The organism is Marinobacter sp. (assembly GCF_040882185.1).
Classification (GTDB): Bacteria; Pseudomonadota; Gammaproteobacteria; order Pseudomonadales; family Oleiphilaceae; genus Marinobacter.
Genome location: NZ_JBBEBW010000005.1, coordinates 1 through 24,378 on the forward strand (window position 1 = coordinate 1; position 24,378 = coordinate 24,378).

26 protein-coding genes are annotated in these 24,378 nt (G+C 55.1%); 7 read left to right on the forward strand and 19 right to left on the reverse strand.

Annotation, left to right across the window (positions count from 1 at the left end):
* Positions 1–83: 83 nt before the first annotated feature.
* From WEB64_RS04490 to WEB64_RS04535, 10 genes are all read right to left on the reverse strand, one after another.
* A complete protein-coding gene (locus tag WEB64_RS04490; protein ID WP_368057465.1) occupies positions 84–452 on the reverse strand; it encodes a hypothetical protein in 369 nt (122 codons plus the stop codon).
* 106 nt (positions 453–558) lie between these two features.
* The gene (locus tag WEB64_RS04495) at positions 559–873 is read right to left on the reverse strand and encodes a HigA family addiction module antitoxin (protein ID WP_368057467.1); all 315 of its coding nucleotides are present in this window, start codon (positions 871–873) and stop codon (positions 559–561) included.
* Positions 874–883: 10 nt separating this feature from the next.
* Entirely contained in the window at positions 884–1,162 is a 279-nt protein-coding gene (locus WEB64_RS04500; RefSeq protein WP_368057469.1) for a type II toxin-antitoxin system RelE/ParE family toxin, read from the reverse strand.
* 322 nt (positions 1,163–1,484) lie between these two features.
* The gene (locus tag WEB64_RS04505; protein ID WP_368057471.1) at positions 1,485–2,561 is read right to left on the reverse strand and encodes a transposase; all 1,077 of its coding nucleotides are present in this window, start codon (positions 2,559–2,561) and stop codon (positions 1,485–1,487) included.
* Between the two features lie 246 nt (positions 2,562–2,807).
* A complete protein-coding gene (locus tag WEB64_RS04510) occupies positions 2,808–3,257 on the reverse strand; it encodes a hypothetical protein (RefSeq protein ID WP_368057473.1) in 450 nt (149 codons plus the stop codon).
* Between the two features lie 36 nt (positions 3,258–3,293).
* A complete protein-coding gene (locus WEB64_RS04515) occupies positions 3,294–3,563 on the reverse strand; it encodes a CopG family transcriptional regulator (RefSeq protein ID WP_074396173.1) in 270 nt (89 codons plus the stop codon).
* Positions 3,553–3,816 (reverse strand): BrnT family toxin, encoded by a 264-nt coding sequence (locus tag WEB64_RS04520; RefSeq protein WP_368057475.1) that lies wholly within the window; start codon positions 3,814–3,816, stop codon positions 3,553–3,555. Before WEB64_RS04520 ends, WEB64_RS04515 begins: the two co-directional genes overlap by 11 nt.
* A gap of 656 nt (positions 3,817–4,472) precedes the next feature.
* Entirely contained in the window at positions 4,473–5,333 is an 861-nt protein-coding gene (locus tag WEB64_RS04525; RefSeq protein WP_368057477.1) for a PA4780 family RIO1-like protein kinase, read from the reverse strand.
* A gap of 71 nt (positions 5,334–5,404) precedes the next feature.
* The gene (locus WEB64_RS04530) at positions 5,405–6,514 is read right to left on the reverse strand and encodes a GGDEF domain-containing protein (RefSeq protein WP_368057479.1); all 1,110 of its coding nucleotides are present in this window, start codon (positions 6,512–6,514) and stop codon (positions 5,405–5,407) included.
* Between the two features lie 136 nt (positions 6,515–6,650).
* The gene (locus tag WEB64_RS04535) at positions 6,651–7,466 is read right to left on the reverse strand and encodes an SDR family NAD(P)-dependent oxidoreductase (protein ID WP_368057481.1); all 816 of its coding nucleotides are present in this window, start codon (positions 7,464–7,466) and stop codon (positions 6,651–6,653) included.
* Positions 7,467–7,690: 224 nt separating this feature from the next.
* Between WEB64_RS04535 and WEB64_RS04540 the strand changes: the two genes are divergently transcribed.
* A complete protein-coding gene (locus WEB64_RS04540) occupies positions 7,691–8,152 on the forward strand; it encodes an NfeD family protein (protein ID WP_368057483.1) in 462 nt (153 codons plus the stop codon).
* Positions 8,153–8,154: 2 nt separating this feature from the next.
* The gene (locus WEB64_RS04545; protein WP_368057485.1) at positions 8,155–9,192 is read left to right on the forward strand and encodes an SPFH domain-containing protein; all 1,038 of its coding nucleotides are present in this window, start codon (positions 8,155–8,157) and stop codon (positions 9,190–9,192) included.
* A gap of 52 nt (positions 9,193–9,244) precedes the next feature.
* On the opposite strand, the gene yfbR is transcribed toward WEB64_RS04545, so the two are convergent.
* Positions 9,245–9,838 carry a 5'-deoxynucleotidase gene (gene yfbR, locus WEB64_RS04550; protein ID WP_368057487.1) on the reverse strand — a complete coding sequence of 198 codons (594 nt, stop codon included), beginning with the start codon at positions 9,836–9,838 and terminating at the stop codon, positions 9,245–9,247.
* Positions 9,839–9,963: 125 nt separating this feature from the next.
* Between yfbR and WEB64_RS04555 the strand changes: the two genes are divergently transcribed.
* Positions 9,964–10,785 carry an amino acid ABC transporter substrate-binding protein gene (locus WEB64_RS04555; RefSeq protein WP_368057489.1) on the forward strand — a complete coding sequence of 274 codons (822 nt, stop codon included), beginning with the start codon at positions 9,964–9,966 and terminating at the stop codon, positions 10,783–10,785.
* Here the strand turns inward: WEB64_RS04555 and WEB64_RS04560 are convergent.
* Complete coding sequence (locus WEB64_RS04560; RefSeq protein WP_368057491.1) at positions 10,754–13,654, reverse strand: DUF748 domain-containing protein; 2,901 nt, start codon at positions 13,652–13,654, stop codon at positions 10,754–10,756. The genes WEB64_RS04555 and WEB64_RS04560 overlap by 32 nt on opposite strands.
* Positions 13,655–13,826: 172 nt before the next feature.
* Between WEB64_RS04560 and pdxH the strand changes: the two genes are divergently transcribed.
* From pdxH to WEB64_RS04580, 4 genes are all read left to right on the forward strand, one after another.
* Positions 13,827–14,462 (forward strand): pyridoxamine 5'-phosphate oxidase, encoded by a 636-nt coding sequence (pdxH, locus tag WEB64_RS04565; protein WP_368057493.1) that lies wholly within the window; start codon positions 13,827–13,829, stop codon positions 14,460–14,462.
* A gap of 12 nt (positions 14,463–14,474) precedes the next feature.
* Positions 14,475–15,065: a DNA-3-methyladenine glycosylase I gene (locus WEB64_RS04570; RefSeq protein WP_368057495.1), complete on the forward strand. Its 591-nt coding sequence runs from the start codon at positions 14,475–14,477 to the stop codon at positions 15,063–15,065.
* A 119-nt stretch (positions 15,066–15,184) separates the two neighbouring features.
* On the forward strand, positions 15,185–15,490 hold the full coding sequence (locus tag WEB64_RS04575; protein WP_368057497.1) for a DUF6482 family protein: 306 nt from the start codon (positions 15,185–15,187) through the stop codon (positions 15,488–15,490).
* The gene (locus WEB64_RS04580) at positions 15,487–15,939 is read left to right on the forward strand and encodes a DUF3429 domain-containing protein (protein ID WP_368057499.1); all 453 of its coding nucleotides are present in this window, start codon (positions 15,487–15,489) and stop codon (positions 15,937–15,939) included. The genes WEB64_RS04575 and WEB64_RS04580 overlap by 4 nt, the downstream gene beginning before the upstream one ends.
* 89 nt (positions 15,940–16,028) lie before the next feature.
* On the opposite strand, the gene WEB64_RS04585 is transcribed toward WEB64_RS04580, so the two are convergent.
* The 7 genes from WEB64_RS04585 to WEB64_RS04615 form a co-directional block, all read right to left on the reverse strand.
* Complete coding sequence (locus WEB64_RS04585; RefSeq protein WP_368057501.1) at positions 16,029–17,027, reverse strand: RNA polymerase sigma factor RpoD/SigA; 999 nt, start codon at positions 17,025–17,027, stop codon at positions 16,029–16,031.
* A 187-nt stretch (positions 17,028–17,214) separates the two neighbouring features.
* Positions 17,215–18,657 carry an aspartate kinase gene (locus tag WEB64_RS04590; RefSeq protein WP_368057503.1) on the reverse strand — a complete coding sequence of 481 codons (1,443 nt, stop codon included), beginning with the start codon at positions 18,655–18,657 and terminating at the stop codon, positions 17,215–17,217.
* 107 nt (positions 18,658–18,764) lie between these two features.
* The gene (gene ectB / locus WEB64_RS04595; RefSeq protein ID WP_368057505.1) at positions 18,765–20,036 is read right to left on the reverse strand and encodes a diaminobutyrate--2-oxoglutarate transaminase; all 1,272 of its coding nucleotides are present in this window, start codon (positions 20,034–20,036) and stop codon (positions 18,765–18,767) included.
* A 19-nt stretch (positions 20,037–20,055) separates the two neighbouring features.
* The gene (gene ectA, locus WEB64_RS04600) at positions 20,056–20,580 is read right to left on the reverse strand and encodes a diaminobutyrate acetyltransferase (RefSeq protein ID WP_368057507.1); all 525 of its coding nucleotides are present in this window, start codon (positions 20,578–20,580) and stop codon (positions 20,056–20,058) included.
* Between the two features lie 122 nt (positions 20,581–20,702).
* The gene (locus WEB64_RS04605) at positions 20,703–21,662 is read right to left on the reverse strand and encodes a hypothetical protein (RefSeq protein WP_368057509.1); all 960 of its coding nucleotides are present in this window, start codon (positions 21,660–21,662) and stop codon (positions 20,703–20,705) included.
* A complete protein-coding gene (locus WEB64_RS04610; RefSeq protein ID WP_368057511.1) occupies positions 21,662–23,068 on the reverse strand; it encodes a sodium:solute symporter in 1,407 nt (468 codons plus the stop codon). Before WEB64_RS04610 ends, WEB64_RS04605 begins: the two co-directional genes overlap by 1 nt.
* Before the next feature lie 345 nt (positions 23,069–23,413).
* Positions 23,414–24,376, reverse strand: coding sequence for a radical SAM protein (locus WEB64_RS04615; RefSeq protein ID WP_368057513.1), 963 nt, complete (start codon positions 24,374–24,376; stop codon positions 23,414–23,416).
* Positions 24,377–24,378 lie beyond the last annotated feature (2 nt).

Here is a 24,378-nt window from a genome sequence, read left to right on the forward strand (position 1 = left end):
CGCCAGCGCACAACGGCGCCCTTGTAATGGAGGCGCAGCCGCAATGAAAAGGGCGGCCGCAGGCCGCGTATTGATGCGCCTTGTTATGCATTTGATGGCTTCAGCGCTGTGAGAAGTGCCGCGCTTACGGCGATCAGTGACGCTGCTATATAGAATGTGCCAATAAAATCACTAACACGTAAAGACCCACTCTTTACCCATTGCAGTCCAACCGTCGTCGCTACGTATATGCCAAAGGCAGCCCAGGCAAGTGCCGGAGTGGCGATGGGTAGCCTGAATGCGGCATATCCTGACACAGGCATGAGAGTGTTTCTCACTGTTACACCTATAACACTTATCCAGTAATCGAATCCGTCATATTCCTTGAAGGCACCACTAAACATCAGAACTCCAAGGAGCAAAAGGCTCCCGACACCAACGATACCAAGTAAAGCGCCAACGATCTGGAACACTAAGGGCCTCGTCTAGTTTTCTTGCTTGGTGAGTGCATAACGCCCGGCTCACGCGCCGGTTTGGAGCCGCAAAGCGGCGAAAGATCGGTCGCTGTGCAGCCGTTTGTTATGCCCTGTGCCCGATTTCGGATACAGCATTCCACGGACGAATATTTTTCAGCTGATCCTCTAGGGCATCTTCCACAATCTCAGTGTCGTAGGCTGCCTGAGCTCGCAACCAATAGCCATTGGACAAACCAAAGAAACGACAGAGTCGCAGGTCCGTGTCTGCGGTTATCGAACGCTTTCCTGCAATAATCTGACCGATCCTCTGAGCAGGCACCCCAATCTCTTTAGCCAAGCGGTATTGAGAAATACCCATCGGCTCAAGGAAATCTTCCTTTAGTAACTCGCCTGGCGTTACAGCTTCAATGTTGCGCATGAGTTACCTCCTAATGGTAATCAACAATTTCGACATCTTCCGCGCCAGCCATGGTCCAGCGGAAGCAAACCCGGAACTGCCTGTTGATTCGAATGCTGTGCTGACCCTGGCGGTCACCATGCAATGGCTCCAACATATTTCCGGGCGGTACTTTAAGATCATCCAGTTGGCTTGCAGCCTGGAGTTGCCGAATTTTCCTCAAGGCAACTCGCTCAAAATTGACGAAGCGTCTGACGCGGCGTCCGCTTGCCAGCTTCTCGGTGTCCTTACACTTGAACGATATGATCATGACTCAATAATAACGGGTTGCGTTAATAACGTCAAGCGTTAGTATCTGACAGATAGATCCGGAGAAGGGCATAACGAGGCTGTAGAAAAACCCGATTCCGAGTCGTTCCCAGCGCCTGGTTCCTGAAATTTTTGTAGCAGCCATCAACTGGCCTATTATCACCATTCCGATGTTCAGCCATCAGTTTTGGCTCTCTGACGATATCAGCGCCGGTATTGCTGGTCTCTAGCGACCACATTGCCAGCCTCCCGTCGCTCTATCACGCTGCTAATTGCCCGTAGTTCGCCAGCTTCTCAATATTGTGCACCAGGCAGTATAGCTGTCACTGGCCCTGGACCTTCTTCTTGCCCCGCAGACTGAACCGGTTAAGCCGCTTCGCAGTACCGATGTTACCGAACACCGGTTCCACCACCGACATTCGGTGGCTATAAATCTCTTTACCTTGTCGGCTATCGACGCGTTGCTTCATCCAATCGGTGTAAGTAGGCCCGCGCTTTAGCTCCAAAGTGTAGGAGACTTGCCGTCCTTTCCCTTTGCGGTGATTCGCGGAGTCCGGGTTCTGCATGCATTGGTGCTTTTTAGGGCAGTGCCGACACTGAAGTAATCGGCCCTGGAAATGAGCCCGGGGCACACCATTCTGATCGGTTCTTGTTCCCTCATAGTGCAGGGGCTGTCCGGCTGGACAGATGCAGTTCATGACGACCGGATCGAAGTGGAATTCACTGGCCGGGATGGTTTTCTTCCAGCCTGTATCCGGCAAATCCTGATGACGTTTGCCGTATTTGTCTTTCTGGTTCTGGAACTTCGGGTCCCGGCTGCGGAACCGGTTGTCTGGCACGTAACCGTTGATCTGGCGTTTCTTATCCACCGTGGCCACGCCGTTGTAACCCTGGATGGTGCCCTTGCTGGTGGTCATCTTGGCGCTTTCGTTATCGGTGATGTTGCTCTTCACTTCCTTGCTCCGCTTCCCCCGGCCCATCCTTGGACTGTTCGTCTTTAGGAAGCGGTCAACCTTCTGCATCGATTCATCAAGGGAGAGAATGCTCTTTGCCCGACGGATATCCCGCTCCCGTTCAGCCTCGGTTTCTGCCTCGTCCCGCTCGTAATGCTCCTTCAAGTGGTGGCGGATCAGTCGTCGCAGTTTGTCACGCTTCTCGCCCAGTTCCTTGAAGGTGCCGGACCATTCCTTGGCGGCATTTGAGGACATCTTGCAGCCATCGATGGCAAACAGCTCGTTACCCAACAGGCCCTGTTCGTGGCACACCAGCAGCACTTGCTCGAACAGCTCTTCAATCTCATCAGCATGGCTGCTGACGAACTTCGCCAGGGTGGTGAAGTGGGGAACGGTATCGCAGGATAACGCCTTGAAGATGATGTTGGTCTCGCAACACCATTGCATCTCGCGGCTGGAGTTGTTCCTGGTAGTTGATTACGACCATGGCGCTCTGGTCGTAGTTGTAGTGCTTGAAGCGGGGCATGCTGACGACTCCTTGTCCGTTTGCCTGGTCCTACCAAACCGAAGGGCGATTTAGGGGTTTTTCTACAGCCTCAACGCCAATATTCAGCGGCGACCTTTACGCAGCGAAGCGGAGAAAAGGGCGTCCGGTGGAGGGCCCTAGGGCCCGGAACGAACTGGAATGATTGGTTATGCCAAAAAAATTGATACAACGGCTGCAACACTGAAGAAAACCGGGAGCAAGAAGCCAAGCGCAACAGGGCTAAGAAACACCAGCTTTATTGGATACCAAATCAAAAGTTTAGGTACACCCGCAGCTTTAGCTCCAGGGCTCGGATCGTACTCTCCTCCGTTCATTACTCGCTCATAGTCACCCATAACTGACTGATGTTCATAGTGAGGATGGGCAACATCTTTATATTCGCCTGATATTGCTGATAGGCCATTACGGATAAAAAGCTGGACGTACAGCAGTATAGCTATACCAAACCACGCGTAGAGTACTGGGTATAGCCATTCCGCCTCACTGGGCACAGCAAGCCCAATTACTGGTAACGTATCAACAGGTTGTTCAAACCAATTTTTTAGATTGATGACAACTGCAATTATCGTAAGGTGAAGACCCGTAATTTTCAGCATTTTAATCCCATAGCCTGCCTAGGGCATAAAGCTCCGCTAATGTGCGCCGCCTGCGGCGTCACCATTGAGCGGCTTGTTAGCAGATTCTGCCTGAAGGCGCTCCACCAGCCACACCTTGATGATCGATTGGCGGGTAACGCCAATACGTGCAGCCTCACGATCCAACGACTCGACAACCCAAGCCGGGAAATCGACGTTGATTCGCTTTTGTTCCTGATTAACGCGGCGAGCAGAGGACAGGTCCAGGTCATCAACAATGTCTTCCTGACCTTCCTCAAATTTTTTGTCGAAGTCTTTAGCCTTCATAGAGCTCAACCTCCTTCTTGCGAGAACGCCTGACTGAAACCAGACGAATACGAGCATCCCTGTATGTGACGACAGCCGACCAGTGCTTTTCACCAATCCTGCCTATCAGCAAAAACCTCTGCTCATCCTCTGATTTTGCTCGGATCTCCAGCAGGTATGGATCTTTCCACAGCCCTTGGGCAGAAACGAAATCAATACCGTGCTTATCCAGATTCGCCTGGCTTTTGGCTTTGTCGAATTCAAATTCATCCATGAGTACAAATTATTCCTTTTTTACTCAAGCCGCAAGATCTGGAAGGAAGCTGTAGCTGCTAACGCTAGCGGTAACGGGCGCCGTAGCGCAGCGGAGGGAACCAGAACCCGCAAGGGTTATGGCGTCCGGTTGACCGCCTGGTTAAGGGCCGTTTAACCGTTGTATTGGCACCCAATGTCGAATGCCGACTCCCTGATACCTTGCACCAACCCGACCCATGGCGCCAGGAAACAGAACACCGAATGGGCGGATTGACTCAGAAATTGCGCCGGATGGCCCCGCGACCTGAGCACCGAACTACCAGCTAAAACCGATGCCAAACTCGAGGCTGTTTACTGACGAGGACGAACACCGAAAACGACCCCAAAAACCATACCCAAGAACATGACAGCCAGGCCTTTAACATTTATATATGAGTCCCCACGACCACTTCCCCAACGACCAATATTCTTTTCCTAAAATTTCAGGAAAACAGCTGCCAGCCTCACTCAATCAACGTTTCAGAGTATTCGTGCAACTCTGCTGAAACACAAAACCGGTCGCGGCGACTCATATCCCCTGTTATAAGGGTCTCTCTATGACACTGTTTTCACTAGCGAAATTACCATATGGTGCCAGGGCGCCAGAATCATGGTCGTCGCGACCGTTTTTCCACGTTAAACCTCGTCCTCGTCTTCATCCCGCAGCCGCGCCTGGCGCTCCTGTTCTTCTTCTTTAGCGGCGTCGATGACGGCCATCAGGTCGCCTACGTCGGCGTTGGTGGTGTCGTGCTGGAAGCAGCCGGTGAGTTCACTGTTCGAGTTGAGGTCGCCGGTTTCGTATAGTGCCCAGATCTCTTTGCCGTAGTCGGTGGCGAGCAGTTCGGGGGCGAAGCGGCCGAAGTAGCGGCGCATGTTGTCGACGTCACGCTCCAGCATGCTTTCGGCGTTGTTGTTGCCGGAGGCGTTGACGGCCTGGGGCAGGTCGATGATGACGGGCCCCTGGGTGTCCACCAATACGTTGAACTCGGACAGGTCGCCATGGATGAGGCCTGCGCTGAGCATACGGACCACTTCGGCGACAACCTGTGCGTGATAGTCTCTCGCCTGTTCCGGGGTCAGGGTGATGTCATCGAGGCGGGGCGCGGCTTTGCCCTCTTCGTCCTTGACCAGTTCCATCAGCAGAACGCCGTCCACAAAGCCGAGCGGCTCTGGTACGCGTACGCCCGCTGCGGCGAGGCGATAGAGGGCGTCCACTTCGGCGTTCAGCCAGGCGTCTTCCTGTTCTTTCTGGCCGTACTTGGTTTTTTTGCTCATGGCACGGGCGCGACGGGTGTTTCTTACCTTACGGCCTTCCTGGTATTGCACCGCCTGTTTAAAGCTGCGTTTCTGAGCTTCTTTGAAAACTTTTGCGCAGCGGGTCTGGTCGCCGCAGCGCACTACGTATACGTTGGCTTCTTTACCGCTCATCAGTTGGTACAGAACCTCATCTACCATGCCGTCATCAACAAGGGGCTGTAATCGCTTTGGTATTTTCATAGGGCCTTTTGGAAAAGTGGGAGACAATGCCTGGCATATTTCTGGTTTAAATGGACGTTATGTGTCGCATCTTACCCGATAACGCTGTTCTTTTGCGCGGAAGACGAACTCCGGTGGGGAGGCTCGTCACATTCAGCCACGATGTTGCGGCCCGCACGCTTGCCACCGTAGAGTCGACGGTCTGCTACCTGGTAGAGGTCGTGGAGTTTTTCGGCATCCTTGGGCCAATACGCAATACCAAAGGAGGCGGTCAGTTTTACTTCGTGGGCATCATAAAATATCGAGTTGCTCTCGATGCGCTGGCGTAGATTATCGACTACCGGGAAGGCACCCGGGGTGGACACATCCCGTAGTATCAATCCGAATTCTTCCCCGCCCAGGCGGCCGACAAAATCGGTCTCACGTAAGCGCTCACTGAGCAGGCCGCTGATGTGTCGAAGCACTTCATCGCCCGCATCATGGCCCAGCGTATCGTTTACCCTTTTGAAGTGGTCGATGTCCATCAATACCAGGGCGAACGGGGTCTTGCTGCGGCCAGCTTCTTTGACGGTGCGTTCGAGGGTGGTCTGAAAGTTACTCCGGTTCGGCAATCCGGTCAGCGCATCGGTCTCGGCCAGTATGACAAGCTTGTCCTGAGCCTCCGCCCGGCGGGTTTCATAGAGATGCATGAACATTACCGTCAGCAACGCGCAAAAAGCAGGGTTCAGCAGGTCGATCATGGTTCGGGCGTTGTTGAGGGCTTCAAGCTGCAGATAGTAAAAAAACCCGCCCACCAGCATAAACGGGACCGCCAGCAGGAAACCTGCCAACCGCCCGAGCAACAGGTAAGAGAGGATCGGCATGATAAAAATCCACACGAAGGCCGAACTGGACGCACCCGGCATCGCAATGATGTAGACAAAGAAGCTGAAGGAGGCGATCAGGTATCCGTGTATCCATCGCAACAGGTGGGGCGAACTCTCAACCCGGAAAGCGCCAAAAATGAGAACACCGCTGGCCACCAGTTCAAACAGGGCGAAAGCAACATTGTCATTGAACAATTGCAGAAAGGCGAAAACAACAAGGGTGGAACCGGTAGCACCAAAAATCAGCCGCATGATTGATCGCCGGTGACGGTCTCTCAAGCCCATGCGGCTGTCATTCAAGGACGGATCCGAGTCAGCATCGAGGATTTTCTTCATAACGACCTATGCACTCCTGACCGGAAGGCACCGCAGAGTAGCCAAGTATCAGGCCCTACGGTCGTTTTCCCCCACAACCAGTATAGGGTCTCGGGGGCCGCGGCGCCATGTTGCCGCCGGGCTCGAATCGCTAGAGTCAGCCATAGAGGTTCTTCCGCGAAAAGCGCTCAACCAAAGGCTGGTAGGCGGAGCCAAGCACCCGGTTGATCACCTCTATACCCCACGCATCGGGGCCGACGAGGATGCGGGACTCATTCCTGAGAATACCTTTGACGATGACTGCGGCAGCCTTCTCCGGCGTCGTGACTGCCAGTTTGTCAAAGCCCTTGCGCTGGGCGATTGCATTCTCGGACTTACCCATACGAGCGGAGTTTGCAATGTTGGTACGAATGCCCCCTGGGTGCACACAACTGATGGCCACCGGTTGCTTTTCCAGTTTCATTTCCTGGCGCAGGGCTTCGGTGAAGCCGCGAACGGCGAATTTGGCGGCGTTGTACGCGCTCTGTTTGGGCACCCCAATCAGTCCGAAGACGCTGGAGATGTTTACCACATGGCCGTCACCTGAAGCGATAAGGTGAGGCAGAAAGGCGCGGGTGCCGTGGGCGACGCCCCAGAAATCAATGTCCATGACCCATTTGAAATCGTCATCGGTCATCTCACGAACCGTGGCAGACAGCGCCACACCGGCGTTGTTGATCACCAGGTTCACGGTGCCAAAATCTTTTGCCACAGCTTCAGCGTGGGCATAGATGGCGTCCCGGTCGGACACATCCAGCAGGTAAGCTTTTACATCAATGGCGTCGCACAGCTCAACGGTCTGTTTCAGGCCAGCTTCATTTACATCAGATAACGCCAGCCGGCAGCCGCGGGAAGCCAGTTCCTTTGCCAGGGCGCGGCCGATGCCGGAACCTGCGCCGGTAATCACCGCCACTTTGTTTTTCAGGTCTTTCATTTGAACGGCCTCTTATTTTGAGCGCTTATTAAAGCAGATACTTTAATCATCAGGTACTTTACCAGGTCATTTAGTGTGCGATGTGGCACAAATCGAGCCTGAAGCGGTTGAATCGCTAGTCAGTCGATACCCACATGGTAAGCTGATACCCTCATAGCAGGGCCGTTCCGGCCTGTGTAAGCAACCTCACTTCCCGTCACCCGAACAACTAACTGGAACTCACGATGGAATGGAGTATTACCCACCTATGGCTGGTTCTGGCACTGATACTCAGCCTGGCCGAACTGACCTCGGGCGTACTGGTTTTGCTGGCCCTCGGCATTGCGGCCGCACTGACCTCCGTGCTGGCGTTTCTGGGCGTGCCTTTTTCCGGGCAACTGATCGGCATGGGCGTATTTTCCGGGTTGCTGGTGCCGATTGCCGTTCGTTTCATCCGGCCCCGCTTTTCGCCACGGGGTGTGAACTATGGCACCACCGGTACCGGTGTGGAGAAAGGCAACATCTATCGCACCCTGAAGCGCGATTTTGACGGCGCTACGGGCCTCAAGATCAACGGTGATTTCTACCGTCTGCGAACAACGGAGGATGGCCAAACCGACTTCCCCGAAGGTACCGAAGTCATTTTTGAACAGTTCGACGGCACTACCGCCGTCGTGCGTCGCATTAACGTTAGCAAGGAGCACTGATTATGGAAACTATCCTCACACCGGGCCTCATTCTGAGCCTGATTTTTGTTGTTATCGGCATACTGATCATTGCCAAAGGCCTGGTGATCGTCCGGCAGTCGGAGGTCATGGTGATTGAACGCCTGGGCTCCTTCAACCGGGTACTGGAAAGCGGCGTCAACATCATTATTCCATTCATCGAGCGGCCCCGCGCCATCACTATGATTCGGTACGTAAAACTGGGCGATGAATACCACGCCACCAGCAGCGAAGAAACCCGGATTGACCGTCGCGAAACAGTCATGGACTTCCCCGGCCAGCCCGTCGTGACAACCGATAACGTGACGGTGAAGATCAACGGCGCACTCTACTACCAGATTATCGACCCGCGCCGGGCCGTGTACGAGGTCGCCAACATGAGCCAGGCGGTGGAAGTGCTGGCCAAAACGACGCTACGGTCGGTGGTGGGCAAGATGGAGCTGGACAAGCTGTTTGAATCCCGTGCCGAGGTTAACAGTGCGATTCAGGCGGAAATGGAAGAAGCAGCCTCCAAGTGGGGCGTCAAACTGACCCGGGTTGAGGTTCAGGACATCAACATGCCGGAAGAAGTGGAAGAAGCCATGCGCCTGCAGATGGCGGCGGAGCGCAAGCGTCGGGCCACGGTGACCGAAGCAGAGGGTGAAAAATCCGCCGCTATCGCCATGGCCCAGGGCCAGCGCGAATCCTCCATTCTTAACGCCGAAGGTGACAAGCAATCCGCTATCTTGCGCGCCCAGGGCGAGCAGGAATCCATCAAACTGGTGCTCAGTGCCATCGGTGAGACCGAAGAAAACAAACGTACGGTCGTGGGCTACCTGCTCGGCCAGAGCTATATCAAGGTATTGCCGAACATGGCGAAAGACGGCGAGCGGGTATTCGTACCTTACGAGTCTTCAGCGCTGCTGGGTTCCATGGGTATGTTCCGGGAAATGGCCGGGACGCCGGAAGATGCAGCTCGTGAGGCCCTCAAGCGGGACGGTCTGCGGGGCGGGATGGTCGCCTCAAGCGGTGCCGCTGGCTGAACCTCGCCTAAAACGGCAACCAAGGCGGGGACAACCATTTTGTCGCCGCTTGCTATTCCAGCAAATGATCCAGCGGCTTCTGGTAGCTGGGTGCAAACACTTCCAGGAAGTACAACACTTCTGGTAATGCCTCGGCCTGCAGCCGTTTGTAGATCTGATTTGCGGCGGGCTCAAACTCTTTGTTGCCTGCCTGTATTTCCGCCTGACATTTGAGCCAGGCTGACAACCGGTCCGCCGCTTTCACCACCTGCTTCACCTCCGCTTCCCAGCCGGACTCCTGAAGATAAGGGGTGAAGTCCTGGCGCAAATCCTCTGGCAACAACGCCAGCAATTCCAGTTGGGCCTTGTGTTCGACGTCGCCAAATACCTCCCGCATAACTTTTGAATGGTATTTAACAGGTGTCGGCATGTCTCCAGTAATGACTTCCGTGGCGTCGTGATACAAGGCTGCTGCCGCGATACGGTCAGGGTTCACCGTACCGCCAAAATGGCGGTTGCGGATCATCGCCAGGGCGTGGGCCAGGGTGGCCACTTCCCAGGAATGGGTGGCAACGTTCTCTTCAATAGCGTTACGCATCAGCCCCCAGCGACGAATCCAGCGCAGGCGGGCAATGTAGGCAAAGAAATGGCTGACGGGCCGAGTCATGGCGGGTCAAAGTCCTTTTACAGAAATTTAGAGTGTATCGTTACGCGCATTGTTTTTACGGTGCTACCATTCAAACAATAAATGAAAGCCTACTCAGGGTTTTCCAATGAACATTTGGCACCAACATGAAACACCTGATATCGGCGATGATCCTTATCCTGATGGGCCTTACCAGCTTCGGTCCTCATGCCGCTACGAGAGTGGTCGTCGGGGCGTACCATTTCCCGCCAATTGTTTCAGTATCTGGAGAGGAGGGTGTCTCCGGACTGCTTACCGACGTTCTGACTGCGCTCAATGATAGCCAGTCAGATTATCACTTCGAAGTGCTGATCACCTCCTCAAAACGCCGATATATGGATTTCCAGCAGCAACACTACGATGTCATTTTCTTCGAAAGTCCCCATTGGAGTTGGCAAGATATTCCCCATCAGGAATCAAAACCGTTTTTGATTGACGAAGAAGTCTATGTCGCACTGCACAAAACTGGACGGGGCCAGTCGTTTTTCACTCCGATCAAGCAACGCAAGCTGGTAGCCATGTTCGGCTATCACTATGGTTTTGCGAATTTTTCCACTGATGAATTCGTACTTCGACGCCGCTTTGATATCGTGCTGTCCCACAGCCAACAACGCAATATTAAACTGATTCTTACAGACCGACCGACACTGGCCGAAGTTGCGGTAATCAGTCGTTCGTTTCTAAAGCGCTACTTTCGGGATAACCCGGAAGACCGCAACTTGCTGATGATCTCTGACAAGGCCGACCAGCGCTATGAATTGGGGGCGCTGCTACGGCCGGACAGTCCAATCACTGTCCGGAAACTGGAAGCTTTACTGGATCCGATCATCCAGCGAGGCTCTTACCAGGCTTTGGTACTTGAGCATGGACTTCAGTTACCAGAAAACCTGGCTCAAACTAGCGGGCGTCGAGCTGGAACGGCACCCTGACGTTGTCAGTGCCCGCTTCAGCCGGAGCGTCCATTACCGGGTCCAGCACGAACAGCTGTTCTGACGGGATATCGTACTTTTCCCGAAGTTGCCGCTGAAGCCAGTTGCCCCGTTCCGACGCCAGTCTCTGCAGGGCGCCAGAAGGCAGCGACTGGTCCTCCGTAAGCGCCGCAACCAGAGCAAGCTCCCATGCCTTCTCGCTTGGGCCGTCAGCCTCCCCCCTGGACGCAGACTGTTCACGGAGTTGCTCCAGTGAACCCTTACCCTGCTGCTGAAACACGGCTTCGAGTCTGCTGATGCGGTTGGAAATGCCGGCATTCGGGTCAATACCCAACTCTTCAAACAAACCGTCGCGCTTCAGTCCGGGGCCATCCAGTTCCGGGGCCACTGCGCCCCGAATATTCAGGATTAGCTGAGTGCGTTCGGACAGGGCTTTGGCGACGACTTCCAGCTTCTTCGCTTCGCCATTTGCCATCGTGCTGCTGCCAGGGTTGAACTCCACGTTCCCAAGCTCGGATTCGGACATGCCCGCCAAATCGACAATCGAGCCCAGCATATTGAATGGCGAAGTGGCGGCTTTCACCACCACATTGACGAAAGTGTTTATCATCACCTGTCCGAGCCGGAAATTCGGGTTGTTCAGGTTACCTTCTATGGGCAGATTAAGTTCAATGCGACCATCGCCGTCCCTGAGCATTGCCAGCCCGAGCCTGACGGGTGCATCGGTAGCCTCTTCGCTTTGCACCGGCTCGCCCAGTTGCAGGCGTTCAAGAATCACTTCGTTACTCGCTTTTAGTTCGGGGCCGGTAATTTCGTAGTTCAGGTCCAGCCCGAGTTTGCCGCTGTCTACGCGGTAGCCCAGGTAGCGGCCGAAATAGGGGCTTAGCACCGGTAGTCCGAGTTCCTCCATCACCAAATGGAGGTTGGTGGTCTCATCGGTACCCAGCGTGGCGATGGCACCCTCAAGATCCAACGTGCCAGCCTCCCCCACTCGGCCGTTGAGATTGATTCTGGCGCGCTGGGGTGTAATGTTGCTAAGGCCAGTCAGGGAGCCATCCAGAGCGTGTAGCCTGGTAGAGAAGGTCGGTTCGAGCGTAGTATCGGCGTAGGCAACTTCACCGTTCTCCAGCACAAATTCACCTACCCGAAAGATAAACCCCGGTTCCTCTCCGGCGTTGTTCTCCGGTTGGCCGATGTCATCACCCTCCGAGCCGGATGGCATCAGACGTTCAATATTATGGGAGCCATTCGGCAGCCGCGCGAGCGATAAGACCGGTTGATTCAAGGTAACGGTGTCAATTTCCAGGCGGGCGGGGGACAGGTTGTATTCCAACGGTTCAACAATCAGGGATTGCCACGCCAACAGGGGCAAATCGCTGTCTTGCAGGGTGGCATCCAGCTCATCAACACGCCCGGTACCGCTAAACGTGCCGGTCATTGGATCAGTTTGGTCGTCAAGATTCAGTGAACCATCAAGACTCAGCATGCCTGTGCGGATTGCGATCGGGACGAGCTGCTGGAAATAAGGCTCAAAGGCCTGGAGCGTGATCTGGTCTGCCTTTGCTGCAGCCTCCAACGTGAATGGCTGGGGGCTGGCCCGACCGCGTAACGACACTTCACCGCCACTGGCCAGACTGAAGCCCAGCTCATATCGCACGGGTTTTGCGAGCTTGTCACTCAGCTCGCCGGCCGAGAACTTGAAGTTTGTAGCTTCCAGAGTAACAGGCGTCGTGGGCTGCTCATCTCGCCAGCGCAGGATGCTCTCGGACACCTTGATCTGCTCTACGCCCCACTGAAAAGGCTCTGAGGAGGATTCATTCTCAGCTTCCTCGCCGGAAAACGGAACCATAAGATTGATGACCCCGTCCCCGTTGCGGCTCAGGTTCAAGGCGGTGTCGCTGATGGTTACCGCTCCGACCGTCAATAGACGGTCGTGGAGACTGAACCCGACCTCATCCACCGCGATATCGGCTTGTTCAAGGACGACGGCCTCCGCCTTCCCTGGCACTGCCAGGGCAAGGTCGCGCAGGTAAATAACGCCATTCTCAGTGACCAGCTGCAAATCGTTGTAGAACGTCATGCCGTAGTCGGTCTCAATAGTGACGACGCCGGACTGGAGCTCATAAGGCAGGTAGTCGCCCGCAAAATGCTGAACAATGTCGTATTCAATATCCGTCAGACTCAAGCTGCCACTGGAGATCAGCGGGTTGAGACTCAGCGAGCCCTTCCAGTTAATGGTCTGGTCGCCGATGGCCGCTGAGAGGGTATACTCGCCAGCGCCATCTCGCTCATAGGTCGCAAGGTTGGTTAGCTCCAACTGCAAGGGTTCAATCGGGAATTCCTTGGTGTCTGGAGAATTCATGTCCCGTAGAAGAAGCTCGCCCCCGCTCAGCGAGATTCGCTCGAAATAGATCTCCGGGGGGCTGCTGGCCTGCTCCGGATTATTCTCATCCGACGCACCGGCTGCATTGTGAGCCTGCCAGTCCCGAACAAAGTTGATTCCCGCGTCTTCGAGTAAATCGAGCCGGACAAAGGGTTCTTCCAGAATAATATGATCAAACGCCACGATGCCGCGCACTAGTGCCAACAGGGCCGGGTTCAGGTCAAGCTCCTGAAGCGAGAGTACCGGCTCGCCGGACGCATCGGTGGCCGCCAGCTTCGTGATGCCCACGCTCAGGTTAAAGGGATTGATTCGGACGTCTTCCACGGTGGCAGTCCAACCCATATGCTGCTGCAAACGGTCCGGCACCTCACGCTCCAGCCACCAGGGCAAGACCCCACCTACCAGCAGCGCGTATAACAGCACGACGACAACCAGCCAGACAGATAGCCATTTATGCCAGGATTTTGCAGCTCCAGGGGTGGCCAACAGCGTATCTCCTTATAGTGAAACCGACGTTTATTGTTACATAACTATAACGCGGGGCTCCCGTGCATTTCCATCCGCCGCCAATCCTGAAAGAATAGTCCAGCGTAAGGCTTTGGTGCCACCAACGAATAACCAGTCTTTTAACCCGACTCTTAAAATCAGGACCGTTCTGATGGATATAGGTGACATGCGTCGAGACTTTGAAAGCGACGGCCTGGATCGTGACGATCTCAACGCCAATCCCGTCCAGCAGTTCGAGCAATGGTTTACTGATGCCCGAACGGCTGGCATTCTCGAGCCCAATGCTATGTCCCTTGCTACCAGTGATCGTGACGGCAGGCCTGATATCCGCACCGTACTGCTAAAGTATTTCGATGATCAGGGTTTTGTGTTCTATACCAATTATGGCAGTCGCAAAGCTACAGAGCTGGCGGACAATCCCAACGCCGCTTTGCTATTTCCATGGATCGGGCTTAACCGGCAAGTGATTGTTCAGGGCAGTGTCGACAAAGTCAGCAAGAGTGAATCACTGCGCTATTTCGCCTCCAGGCCCCGTGGCAGTCAAATCGGTGCCTGGGTGTCAGCCCAGAGCCAGGTCATCACCTCCCGTGGTCTGCTGGAACAGAAAGTGGCGGAAATTAAACGCAAATTCGGCGACGGCGAAGTGCCTCTGCCCTCTTTCTGGGGTGGCTACCGGGTAACCCCTCGCCGTATCGAATTCTGGCAGGGGCGCCCAAGCCGGCTCCATGACCGGTTTGAATACCTCCGGCAGGAGCAAGGCTGGCTCATCCAGAGGCTTCAACCCTAAACAAGGATGCCCATGACTGATATCAAAGAAGCGCCGGAGCGCTGCCCCTGGTGCGGCACCGATCCGCTTTACGTGGCCTATCATGATGAAGTCTGGGGGCGGCCGGAATACGACGACCTGGCATTATTCGAAAAACTTTGTCTGGACGGCCAGCAAGCGGGGCTGAGCTGGATTACCATTCTCAGAAAGCAACGCAGCTACCGGGAAGCCTACGACTGCTTTGATCCGGAAAAGATCGTCCGGTACGACAGCGACCGGATCTCCACCCTGCTGCAGAACCCCGGTATTATCCGCAATCGCCTCAAAATAGAATCGATCATCAAAAACGCTCGCGGCTATCTGACGTTGAAGGAACAAGGCCAGTCATTCAGCGAGTTCCTGTGGAGCTTTGTTGACGGCAAGCCGGTCCAGAACCATTGGCGCACCTTTGCGGAAGTACCAGTGCATACGCCTCAAGCAGAAGCGATGTCCAAAGCGCTTCGCAAGCAGGGCTTCAACTTTGTCGGGCCTACCATTGTTTACGCCTTCATGCAGGCTACCGGCATGGTGAATGATCACCTGGTGTATTGTCCTCAGCACGTTGACTGTCGCTCTTTGAGTTAAATCCCGCAAAACCTGGGTTGGGACGGGCTTGGGTTAACTCAAATTAGCCCGGCCCCGTTGATCTTGATATCGCCCTTCGTCGTATTGCCTCTCATACCCGATACCCGGAGTGCAGTACGGTGAGAATCACATTATCAGAGCTACGAGCAAGGGAGACCACGTTTATTGATCTGCTCGAGATCATGTCGCTGGAAGGCCAGCGCTATATGGCACGATTACACATTGACGGTGACATGGTGGTGCTGTCCGACCATGATCGGAAGACGCTGCTGTTTCGCAGCAGTTGGGAAGTCCAGGATACGTTGGGTGCCTTTGAGTTTGGCCGCACGGATATTGTCCATCCTTCTGCTTACCATAAAATGATCGGGATGGAGCGCAGCGACATTCAACCCATGCGCATACGCATCCAGGGGCAGGGGACATGATCGCAGTTGCCAGATTGGCCATTGCCATTGGCCTGTTGGGCTTGTTACCGTTCATATTTGGTGCGGGCTCGCTGTTCTGTTGGCCGGAACACAGCGTCTGGCTGATGAAGTATTTCTACGTCTACAGCGCAGGCATTCTGGCCTTTATGGCAGGCGTCTACTGGCCCATTGCCATGCAACTGGAAGATCGTTGCTATCCGCTGTCTCCCCTCTCAACCATGCTGATCAGCCAGTTTTTCTTTGTCACTGCGGGCGTGGCTCTGCTACTGCCCTTTAGCTGGCAAATCATGCTTTATCCGCTTGCGTACATTGTCCTGTATATCGTGGATGTGCACTGGATGCATCTCTACTGGCCACGCTGGTACCAGAAGTTGCGTCTGGTTCTCACCAGTGTCGCCGTCATCGCACAAGTGGTTGTCGCTGGCTGGTTTCTCTCCGCCACCGCCTGAATCCCAACGTATTTATACGTCGGTCCACATTGAACGGAACCCTATAAAGAGTTGGCAAATCTGTCGGCTTTCAACTGGCTGGATGGTTGTTAATTACCGACCATCTCGCCCATATCACCATACTTGGCCTGCAGCTTGGCCAGTGCACCTTTCTCAATCTGACGGACCCGCTCCCGACTGATGCCCATATCGTCGGAAATCACTTGCAAGGTATCCGGTTCCCGACGATCAAGGCCGAAGCGACGGCTCAGCACTGACTGCTCCCGGGGATTCAGTTCTTCCAGAATACTTTCCAGTAACCTGCGGCGGTCACGGGGCACCAGCGCTTGTTCGGGCGCTTCCTGGTCACCGAGAGTCAGCGCGTCACCGAGCATGACGTTGCCATCCTCGGTGGTGGGAGCATCGGTGGAAATCTCCGCGCCGCCATAAACCACCAGCTCATTCACCCGGCTCGGGGATATTTCAAGCTCGTGAGCCAGTTCACTCTGGCGAGGCGTCCGGCCAAGCTTCCGGTGCAGTCTTAAGGTGATGGCCTGCAGGGCCCGAATCTCATCAACGATGTGGTCCGGTGTGCGAACCACCCTCTGGCCCCGTTTGAGGCAGCGTTTGACCTCCTCACTGATCCACCAGTAGGCATAGGTCGAGAAACGGAAGCCCTTGCTGGGATCAAACCGTTCTACTGCCTTTATCAGGCCGACATTGCCGTCCTGTATCAGGTCTGACATCGACAAGCCACGGTTTGAATGGCGGCGGGCAATGTGAACCGCCAGCCGCAGATTGCTCTGAATCAGCAGTTCCCGGCTCGCCTTCACCAGGCGAAGGGCGCGCTTGGCTCGCAACGTGAGTAGCTCCGTTTCTGAACACTGTCCGACAACATCGCGAATGGTCCTTGGCACATCAGCGTCCAGCCCCTGAATCTCAGCGAGAATGTCCAGGCAAAAGCTGAGACGACGGCTAAGTGCGCGCTCGCCCTTTTCGGTCAGTAATGCATGGCGGGACGCGTCCTTGAAGTAGTGGCCGACCAACGTTTCGGGCTCACCTTGTGACACTACGGCCGTGGGCGTGACCTGCCGATTAGGTTCTGTCATGGCATTTAGTCCGGTCTGGATTTGGATACTTGAAGTACGAACCAAACGAGCACGTGGATCGGCAATCAGGCGTTAGTAAAAGCCGCAAGAGGCGGTCGTGATAAGGCTTGCAGGAAAAACCGGAAGGAATCGGGCGCGCCCGCATTGTTGCAGTCGACGCCCCGATCAGGAGGTAAGATGGCTTCCCTCAGGCGGCCACGATGGCATATCCGTGGTTGTAGGGCTCAATCAGTGTCTGGTGAAGCTTGGCGATCGCTTTCTTGTAGTGTGATTCGTCAATGACGAACTGCATATCGACCTGGCGCAGGCACTGGTGGATAGCCAGAACACTGATGTCTTCATCCGCCAGGGCCTGCACGGTTTTCGCCAGAATGCCCGGCACATGCATATCACTGCCTATCGCTGATACAAGTGCGACTTTCCGGGTGCTGATTTCGCCGTTCGGGAACTCTTCCTGCAGTACCTTTACCACCCGTTTGACGTGCTTCAGCGTGCTGTCAACGTAATGGGTAATGGTGTTGGCGTTGGTATCCTTGGTGATAAACCGCACCTTGAAGCGCGTCAAGACGTCCAGAATTCGACGGTCGCATCCAGGCTCACCCTGCATGTCCTGATCGAACACCTCGATAGCGAAAACGCCCTTATGGCCTGCAATGATCTCGACCTGAGGCTTTTCGCTGACGTAGTCACGGGTAATCAGCGTACCGGTATGCTCGGGCTCAAAGGTGTTTTTCACCCGCAGTGGAATATCGTTCTGACGAAGGCCCTTTGCAGCACGGGGATGGATAGCCTCCATTCCCAGGTTTGCGAGCTGGTCAGCAACGTCATAATTGGTCCTGCCAATGGGGACAACCTTGTCTTCGCCGACAATACGAGGGTCCGCGGAGCTCAGGTGATACTCCTTGTGGATAACCGCTTCACGGGCCTCGGTTATCACCGCAATCCGACTGAAAGTCATCTCGCTATAACCGCGGTCAAAGGTCCGCATCAGGCCTTCTTTACACTGGGCGTAGCCGGTCACAATAGGCAGTTCACGAGTCAGATCAATGGTTGAAAATGCCTGTTTGAGCTTTTCATCCAGCGGTAGCAGCTCGTGATCACGCCAGCCGGTCAGGTCCACAAACCGGGCATTGATGCCTTCGTGCTGCAACTTCAGCGAGGTATTGAAAGCACTGTGGGCTTCGCCGATACCTGCCAGCATTTCCCGCACGGTCAGCAGATGCTCTTCCAATTGGAACTGGCCGTAGGAGCACAGACGTTGGAGATCAATCAGACAGCCACGAACGCCTTCTACGCGATCCATGATGAACTGGTCCGCCTGCTGGCGCAGCATCTGGTCTTCAAACAGTTCAGCATTCAGTTCGGTGAGAAATTTGACCAGTTTGGTAAGGTCGTCGCCCCAGGCCCAGTCAGACTCTGCATCGGCGAAAAGGGCATAAACGCCGGGCTCGCCGGTCTTTTTGTGCTCCAGGAGCTCGTCGGTCACGCCGCCGTAGGCAGACACTACGAAGATCCGGTTGTAGAGCTCGCTTTTGTCGCGCTCACCCCAAACAATGTTGTCACGGATGGCTTCGAAGTTGCTCATCGAGGTTCCGCCGATTTTCTCTACTGTGTGCTGTTGGCTACTCATAATCCTGTCTTTGGTCGCGTTATGAATTAAACGCCGGGAATTCATCATGGAGAGACGCCCAACCATGGGCTTCCCGGCCGGAAGGCGCCTCTCTGTAAAAGCCTCTTTCAAGACGCCTTGCTAAGTTCCGCTTTCATCACTTCATTGACACATTCAGTCAGCACATCCAGCCCCTTGTTCAGGTCACCTTCGCTGATCGTCAATGGCATCAGGCATTTGACAACTTCGTCCTCCGGGCCAGCTGTCTCAATGATCAGCCCTTTCTCAAACGCCAGGCTGGTAATCTTGTCGGCCAGTTCGCCACTGCTGCAGGCGATACCACGCATCATGCCACGGCCCTTGAGGCGGAACTGGTTTGGACCATACTGGTCGCAGATCGCTTTCAGGCGCTTGCCCAGAATGTCGCCTTTCTGGCGCACCTCATTAACAAAGGTATCGTCTTTCCAATAAGTTTCAATGGCCGTTTTAGCCGTAATAAAGGCCATATTGTTACCACGGAAGGTGCCATTGTGCTCACCCGGATTCCAGATATCCAGTTCCGGTTTAAGCAGCACCAACGCCATCGGCAGACCATACCCGCTCAACGATTTGGATACTGTGACGATATCCGGAACAATACCGGCCGCCTCGAAACTGAAGAAATCACCAGACCGGCCATTACCGGCCTGAATATCGTCCAGAATCATCAGAATGTCATGCTTGCGGCAGAGTTTCTCAAGGCCTTTCAGCCAGTCGATGCTGGCGGCATTCAGACCGCCCTCGCCCTGGACGGCTTCCACGATAACGGCGGCGGGCAGATCTGTCCCCGACGAATTATCACTCAGCAGCTTGTCCATCATTTTGATGGTGTCGACATCTTTGCCGTAGTAGCCGCAATAAGGCATGAATTCGACACTGCTCAGCGGTACACCCGCACCGCCACGATGGTTCTTGTTACCGGTGGTGGCGACCGCGCCTAGGGATACACCGTGGAAACCGTTAGTGAACGAAATAATGCCATCACGGCCTTTGACCTTGCGTGCCAGCTTTAAAGCCGCTTCAACACAGTTGGTGCCGGTCGGCCCGGTGAACTGCATTTTATAGTCCAGACCGCGGGGCTTCAGGATAACGTCCTGGTAAGCCTGCATAAAATCCTGCTTGGCGGTGGTCCAGAGATCCAGACCCTGGCTGACGCCGTCGTTTTCGATGTATTCCAGCAGCGCTTTCTTCAACACATCGTTGTTATGCCCGTAGTTCAGTGAGCCGGCACCGGCGAGAAAATCCAGATACTCTTTACCGTCTGTAGTGAACAGATGGGCGTTCTTGGCCCGATTGAAAACCACCGGGAATGCACGTGAATAAACGCGAACCGCAGATTCAGTCGATTTCAGAAATTCCATAGTCTTGCCTATTAGCATGTCAGGTTCGAGGTAACGGCTTGGTGAAAGGCCCGATTCTCAGCAAAAATTCGGAATCGTGATGACCACCGAAGTGGGTGCCTTTCTCAAAATGCTCGTGGTACGTCAGCTCGGCGCCCATGTCACGGGCAAATGAACGGAACAACGCCCAGGAAGCATCGTTGTCCTCGGTAATCGTCGTTTCCATGTGGGTCACACTTTTACAGGCGTCCCGGGCCACGATGGCTTTCAGCATTCGTTTGGCCAGGCCCTGACCACGGCCTTTCTCGTGGACCGCCACTTGCCACACGAAAACGGTTTCAGGCTGCTCGGGAGGGATATAGCCGGAGATGAAGCCGACCAGATCGCCCTCTTTCTCCGCGGCCACGCCGGTTTCGGCAAAATGACTGCACTGCAGGAGGTTGCAGTAAATTGAATTGGGGTCCAGCGGGGGGCATTCTGCGACCAGTTGGTGAAGTCTGTAGCCATCATCCTTGTGAGGTTTTCTGAGGTTGATGGCGGTGGTTTCCGAGCCTTTATCTGTCATGTTTTGGTTGGTTCGCGTCAAAATTTAGGAATTAAATTATATAGAGCTCAAAATAAAAATCAAATCGAGGCGTTTGTTCAGGACAGCAAAACGAGGCAAACCTGTTAGTAATAATAACCCTCTCAGGCGGATACGCCAGCGCTAAAATACAACGCCTCGGTGCTCAGGTCTGTACCGGAGACAATGCGCGCCCGATAGGACAGTTCCGCGTCAGACCCGGCTGGCCATAATGCATCGAACTGGGCGCGCCAGGCTTGCTGATCAAACCTGACCGGCATCAGCGAAAGCTGTGTCCGCCCAGTGATAATGCCCGCCACCGGCGCGTTGAAGGGCTTGGTGGTGCTGAGCCGCGCGATAAGGCCACGGCTGTCTGACATCAGATTGCCCATACCGGCAGAGCCGTTATTCAGTACCTGACGGGGCCTGCCATCAACCACGCCCTGCCAGATCAGGGGCAGACAGGTGTGGGTACACAGCATAATGTCCGCCCCGGTCGCCCGGAACCAGGCCGCCAGTTGATCGTTATTACCTTGAGCAAATGATTCGTAAGACAGCCCCCAGCCCGCCAGGGACTCTGGGTCACCATGCAGAATCAAAACCTTTAGGCCACCAAAGATCATGCAGCGAAAACGGGCAAGACCCGCCAATTGCGCCTGGATGTCGCTATGCCGGTCAGCTACCGCCTGCAGTCGCGCCATGATCCGGTTCGACCGTGACACCACGTCGCTAGCGACGAACTCAGGATAGGCACAACCGCAACCTGCACCGTTACTCGGATGCGCAAGCTCATACTCGACGTTGCCCAGCATGGCATCGTGGCGCAGCACCCGCTGGTTTACCTCGCTGAACAGCTCATCGCTGGCGTTAAACCAGTTAAAGTCACCGTTAAACAGCAGCTTTACCCGTCGCCCTTCGGCCTCCTCTGCCGCCGCCATGGCTTCGATCTCATCAAGGGCAAGCGTGTTCCCATAGAGGCCACCGATGACATAGAGCACGTCCTCGGTGAGTGTTTCCGGTGCCTGGCAAAGCGATTCCGGGGTGTAGCGGTAATGAATGGGACAACTGCGGCCTTCGCTGCTCATCAGGAAAGCTCACTAATGGCGTCGGCGCGACCGGTCAGCCGTCGTAACGCCAGGGGTGCAAAAAAGCCAGCAGTGCAGATCAGAAAACCATAGGCATTGACGCCCAACAGCGTACCGTAAGCGCCGTCGCCAATCGCCCAGCTTGCCGGTATCAGGCCGGTCGCCAGTAACAGACCAAGACCAAGGCCGGTCCAGAAGCTGAGATGGAAACTCCAGGGCGACCAGCGGGTGAACCCGTAGAACAGGAACACTGGCGCCAGCCCCATTACCATGGTGCCGGAAATAGTCGTGGCTTTCAAAATGTCGGTTCCGGCAAACATGGGCAGGTTGCCGAGAATCGAGAATATGATCATCACTGTGGCCCCCACCCGCATACTCGGCAACCGCTCCGCCGTGCGCCTGACGAGTTTCGGCAAGTCGACGGCCAGGGATTTGGCCAGAGAAGAAAACGTGGAGTCCAGCGTAGAACCTGCCGAGGTCATCATGATCACGCTCATAAAAAACAGCGCGGTCAGTCCCAACGCCTGCCCTACCGCCGCCGGTGCATTGCCCGCAGCATCGATTCCGTTCAGTTGCGCGTGAACGCCCACCAGGCTGAACGTAAACACCGCGACAAAGCCTAGCAAACCCGCCACCACAAAGCTCTTGAGCATGGCTTTTTCCTTATTCACAAAGCCGCGGTCGGTCATGACGGGGTCGTGGAAGGGGTAACTGAATATCTGCAGCCCGGCGACCAACAGCAGGTCCATGCCAGCATTGAGTCGGAACTCGCCCGTGGTCAGCAAAGTCGCCGGATCGTTGGCCGGAATAATCAGAAATAGAACAGCGCCGATGAAAAACACAAACACCACCGACTGAATGACATCGGTGAAGATGGAGCTGCGCAATCCACCTTTCAGACTGTAGGCGAGGGTAAAGAAGGTGAACAACATGGCGGCGGTGTAGTACTCCCAGTCACCGGGTAAGCCGAAGTAGCCGCCCACCACAGCAGTGTTGCTCCAGACTTCGTTATACAGGCGAATGAGAATAGCGGCGGCGAAAGAGAGAGACGCCAGCCGACCGAACCGGGAGGTAATGAATTCCTGCAGGCTGGTCGCCCCGGTCTGGGTGCGGATCAGGTAGATAACGTAACCGGCGACCGGGATCGACAGCCAGTAGGTGGCGTAGGCAAGGCCGCCCACAACACCATAGGCCTCACCGAGGTTGGCGGCGTTGGTAACCGACTTGGCAAAAATCCAACTGATAAAAATGCTGGCGGTGAGTGACCACTGACCGACCGGGTTACCGTGGTCATCGGCGCCTTTGTAAAACGAAGCCGGGTTCTTGCTGCGCGGCGACAACGCATACATGACGATGCCATAGACCAGCAGGAATCCCCAGAACAGGCTGGCTTCAGTGAATGACATGCTGTTTTGTTCTCCCTCGTATTTAATCCAGAACGGTCGTAAATCATGCTTGGTGCCATGAAGGGGATTGAAAAGAGCTTTTCCAGACACGCTACAAGCACCTCCCTGTGCGCTTGATCTCCGGCCATCCATGGCCTCCGACAGTCTGAAAAAGCTCTTTCCAACCCCCTTCTTCCGGCGGCAGAGACGCCCTAAAAGTTCGAGGCGAAGTGTGCGGTGATGCGTTTGGAAACCGTGTGCAGCCAAGGATGGCTGCACACGAGCCCTACAGGGACGTATTTACGGGCGTGTTTGCAAACGCCTCACCTCGCAATTCGCTATCTCCCAACCTGAAGCCAACCCAGTTCAGCCAGGCGCCGAACAACTCGCCCCAAACCGGTAGCAGGAAAAGCACCGGTGATGTCGCAACATGATTCGCTCGTCCATGCTTTCCGTCAGTGTCCCGCCGAGATCGTACTCCGGATCATCGTCCACCAACGTGCAGGCATAAACCCGAACCTGGTCGCCTTTTTTCACCAACATGCGAGTATAGGTACACATGAAGTGTGATCGGGTCGCCCTGGTGGGATATTTTTCCATGCAGTTTTCGGTGATTTCCGGGCTGCCGTCTTCCGACCCCGGTGTGCCGAGATCCGGGAACGAAGTGAAGGCCAGATATTCAGGGATGTCCCACTCACGGAAAATCGCCCGGAACGAGGCTTCAACCTCGGCAACCACTTCGTTTTCATCCGTTTGACGGGCGATGGAGACTTTGAAGCCCTGCTCATGCAACCAGCGAATGCCTTCCAGGGCCTTTGCGAAACTGCCTTCACCACGGTCGACGTCGTGGCGGACCGCATCGGGATAATCAAGGCTGACCCGGAAGTGAATCGGATAGGGATTGTTCAACAGCGGCGCTACCTGATGGGTGCGCTTGAGCAGCGGGTCGGTGGCGTTGGTCAACACGAAACAGGGCCGGTGCTGACTGGCGTAATTCAGGATATTAACGAAATCCTTGATCACGAAAGGCTCACCGCCGGTGAACGAAAACTGCTCGACGCCCATAGCCAGGGCTTCGTGGATAAACGGCTTCACGTCACTCAGCTTCATGCCTGGAATGCGCCCATCCCCCGGATGTGAACCTTCCAGGCAGAACGGACAGGCCAGATTGCAGGCGGTGCCCGTGTGGATCCACAGTTCCTTGAGCCGGTCCGCATCAATGTAGCCACGAGGGTCTCCATTGCGGGTGTGGGTCCAGCTGTCTCGCGCACGGGGAGCGATGACTTCCGCCACCGGGATTCTGCGTGCCGTGCTGTCATTTACCGCCATAC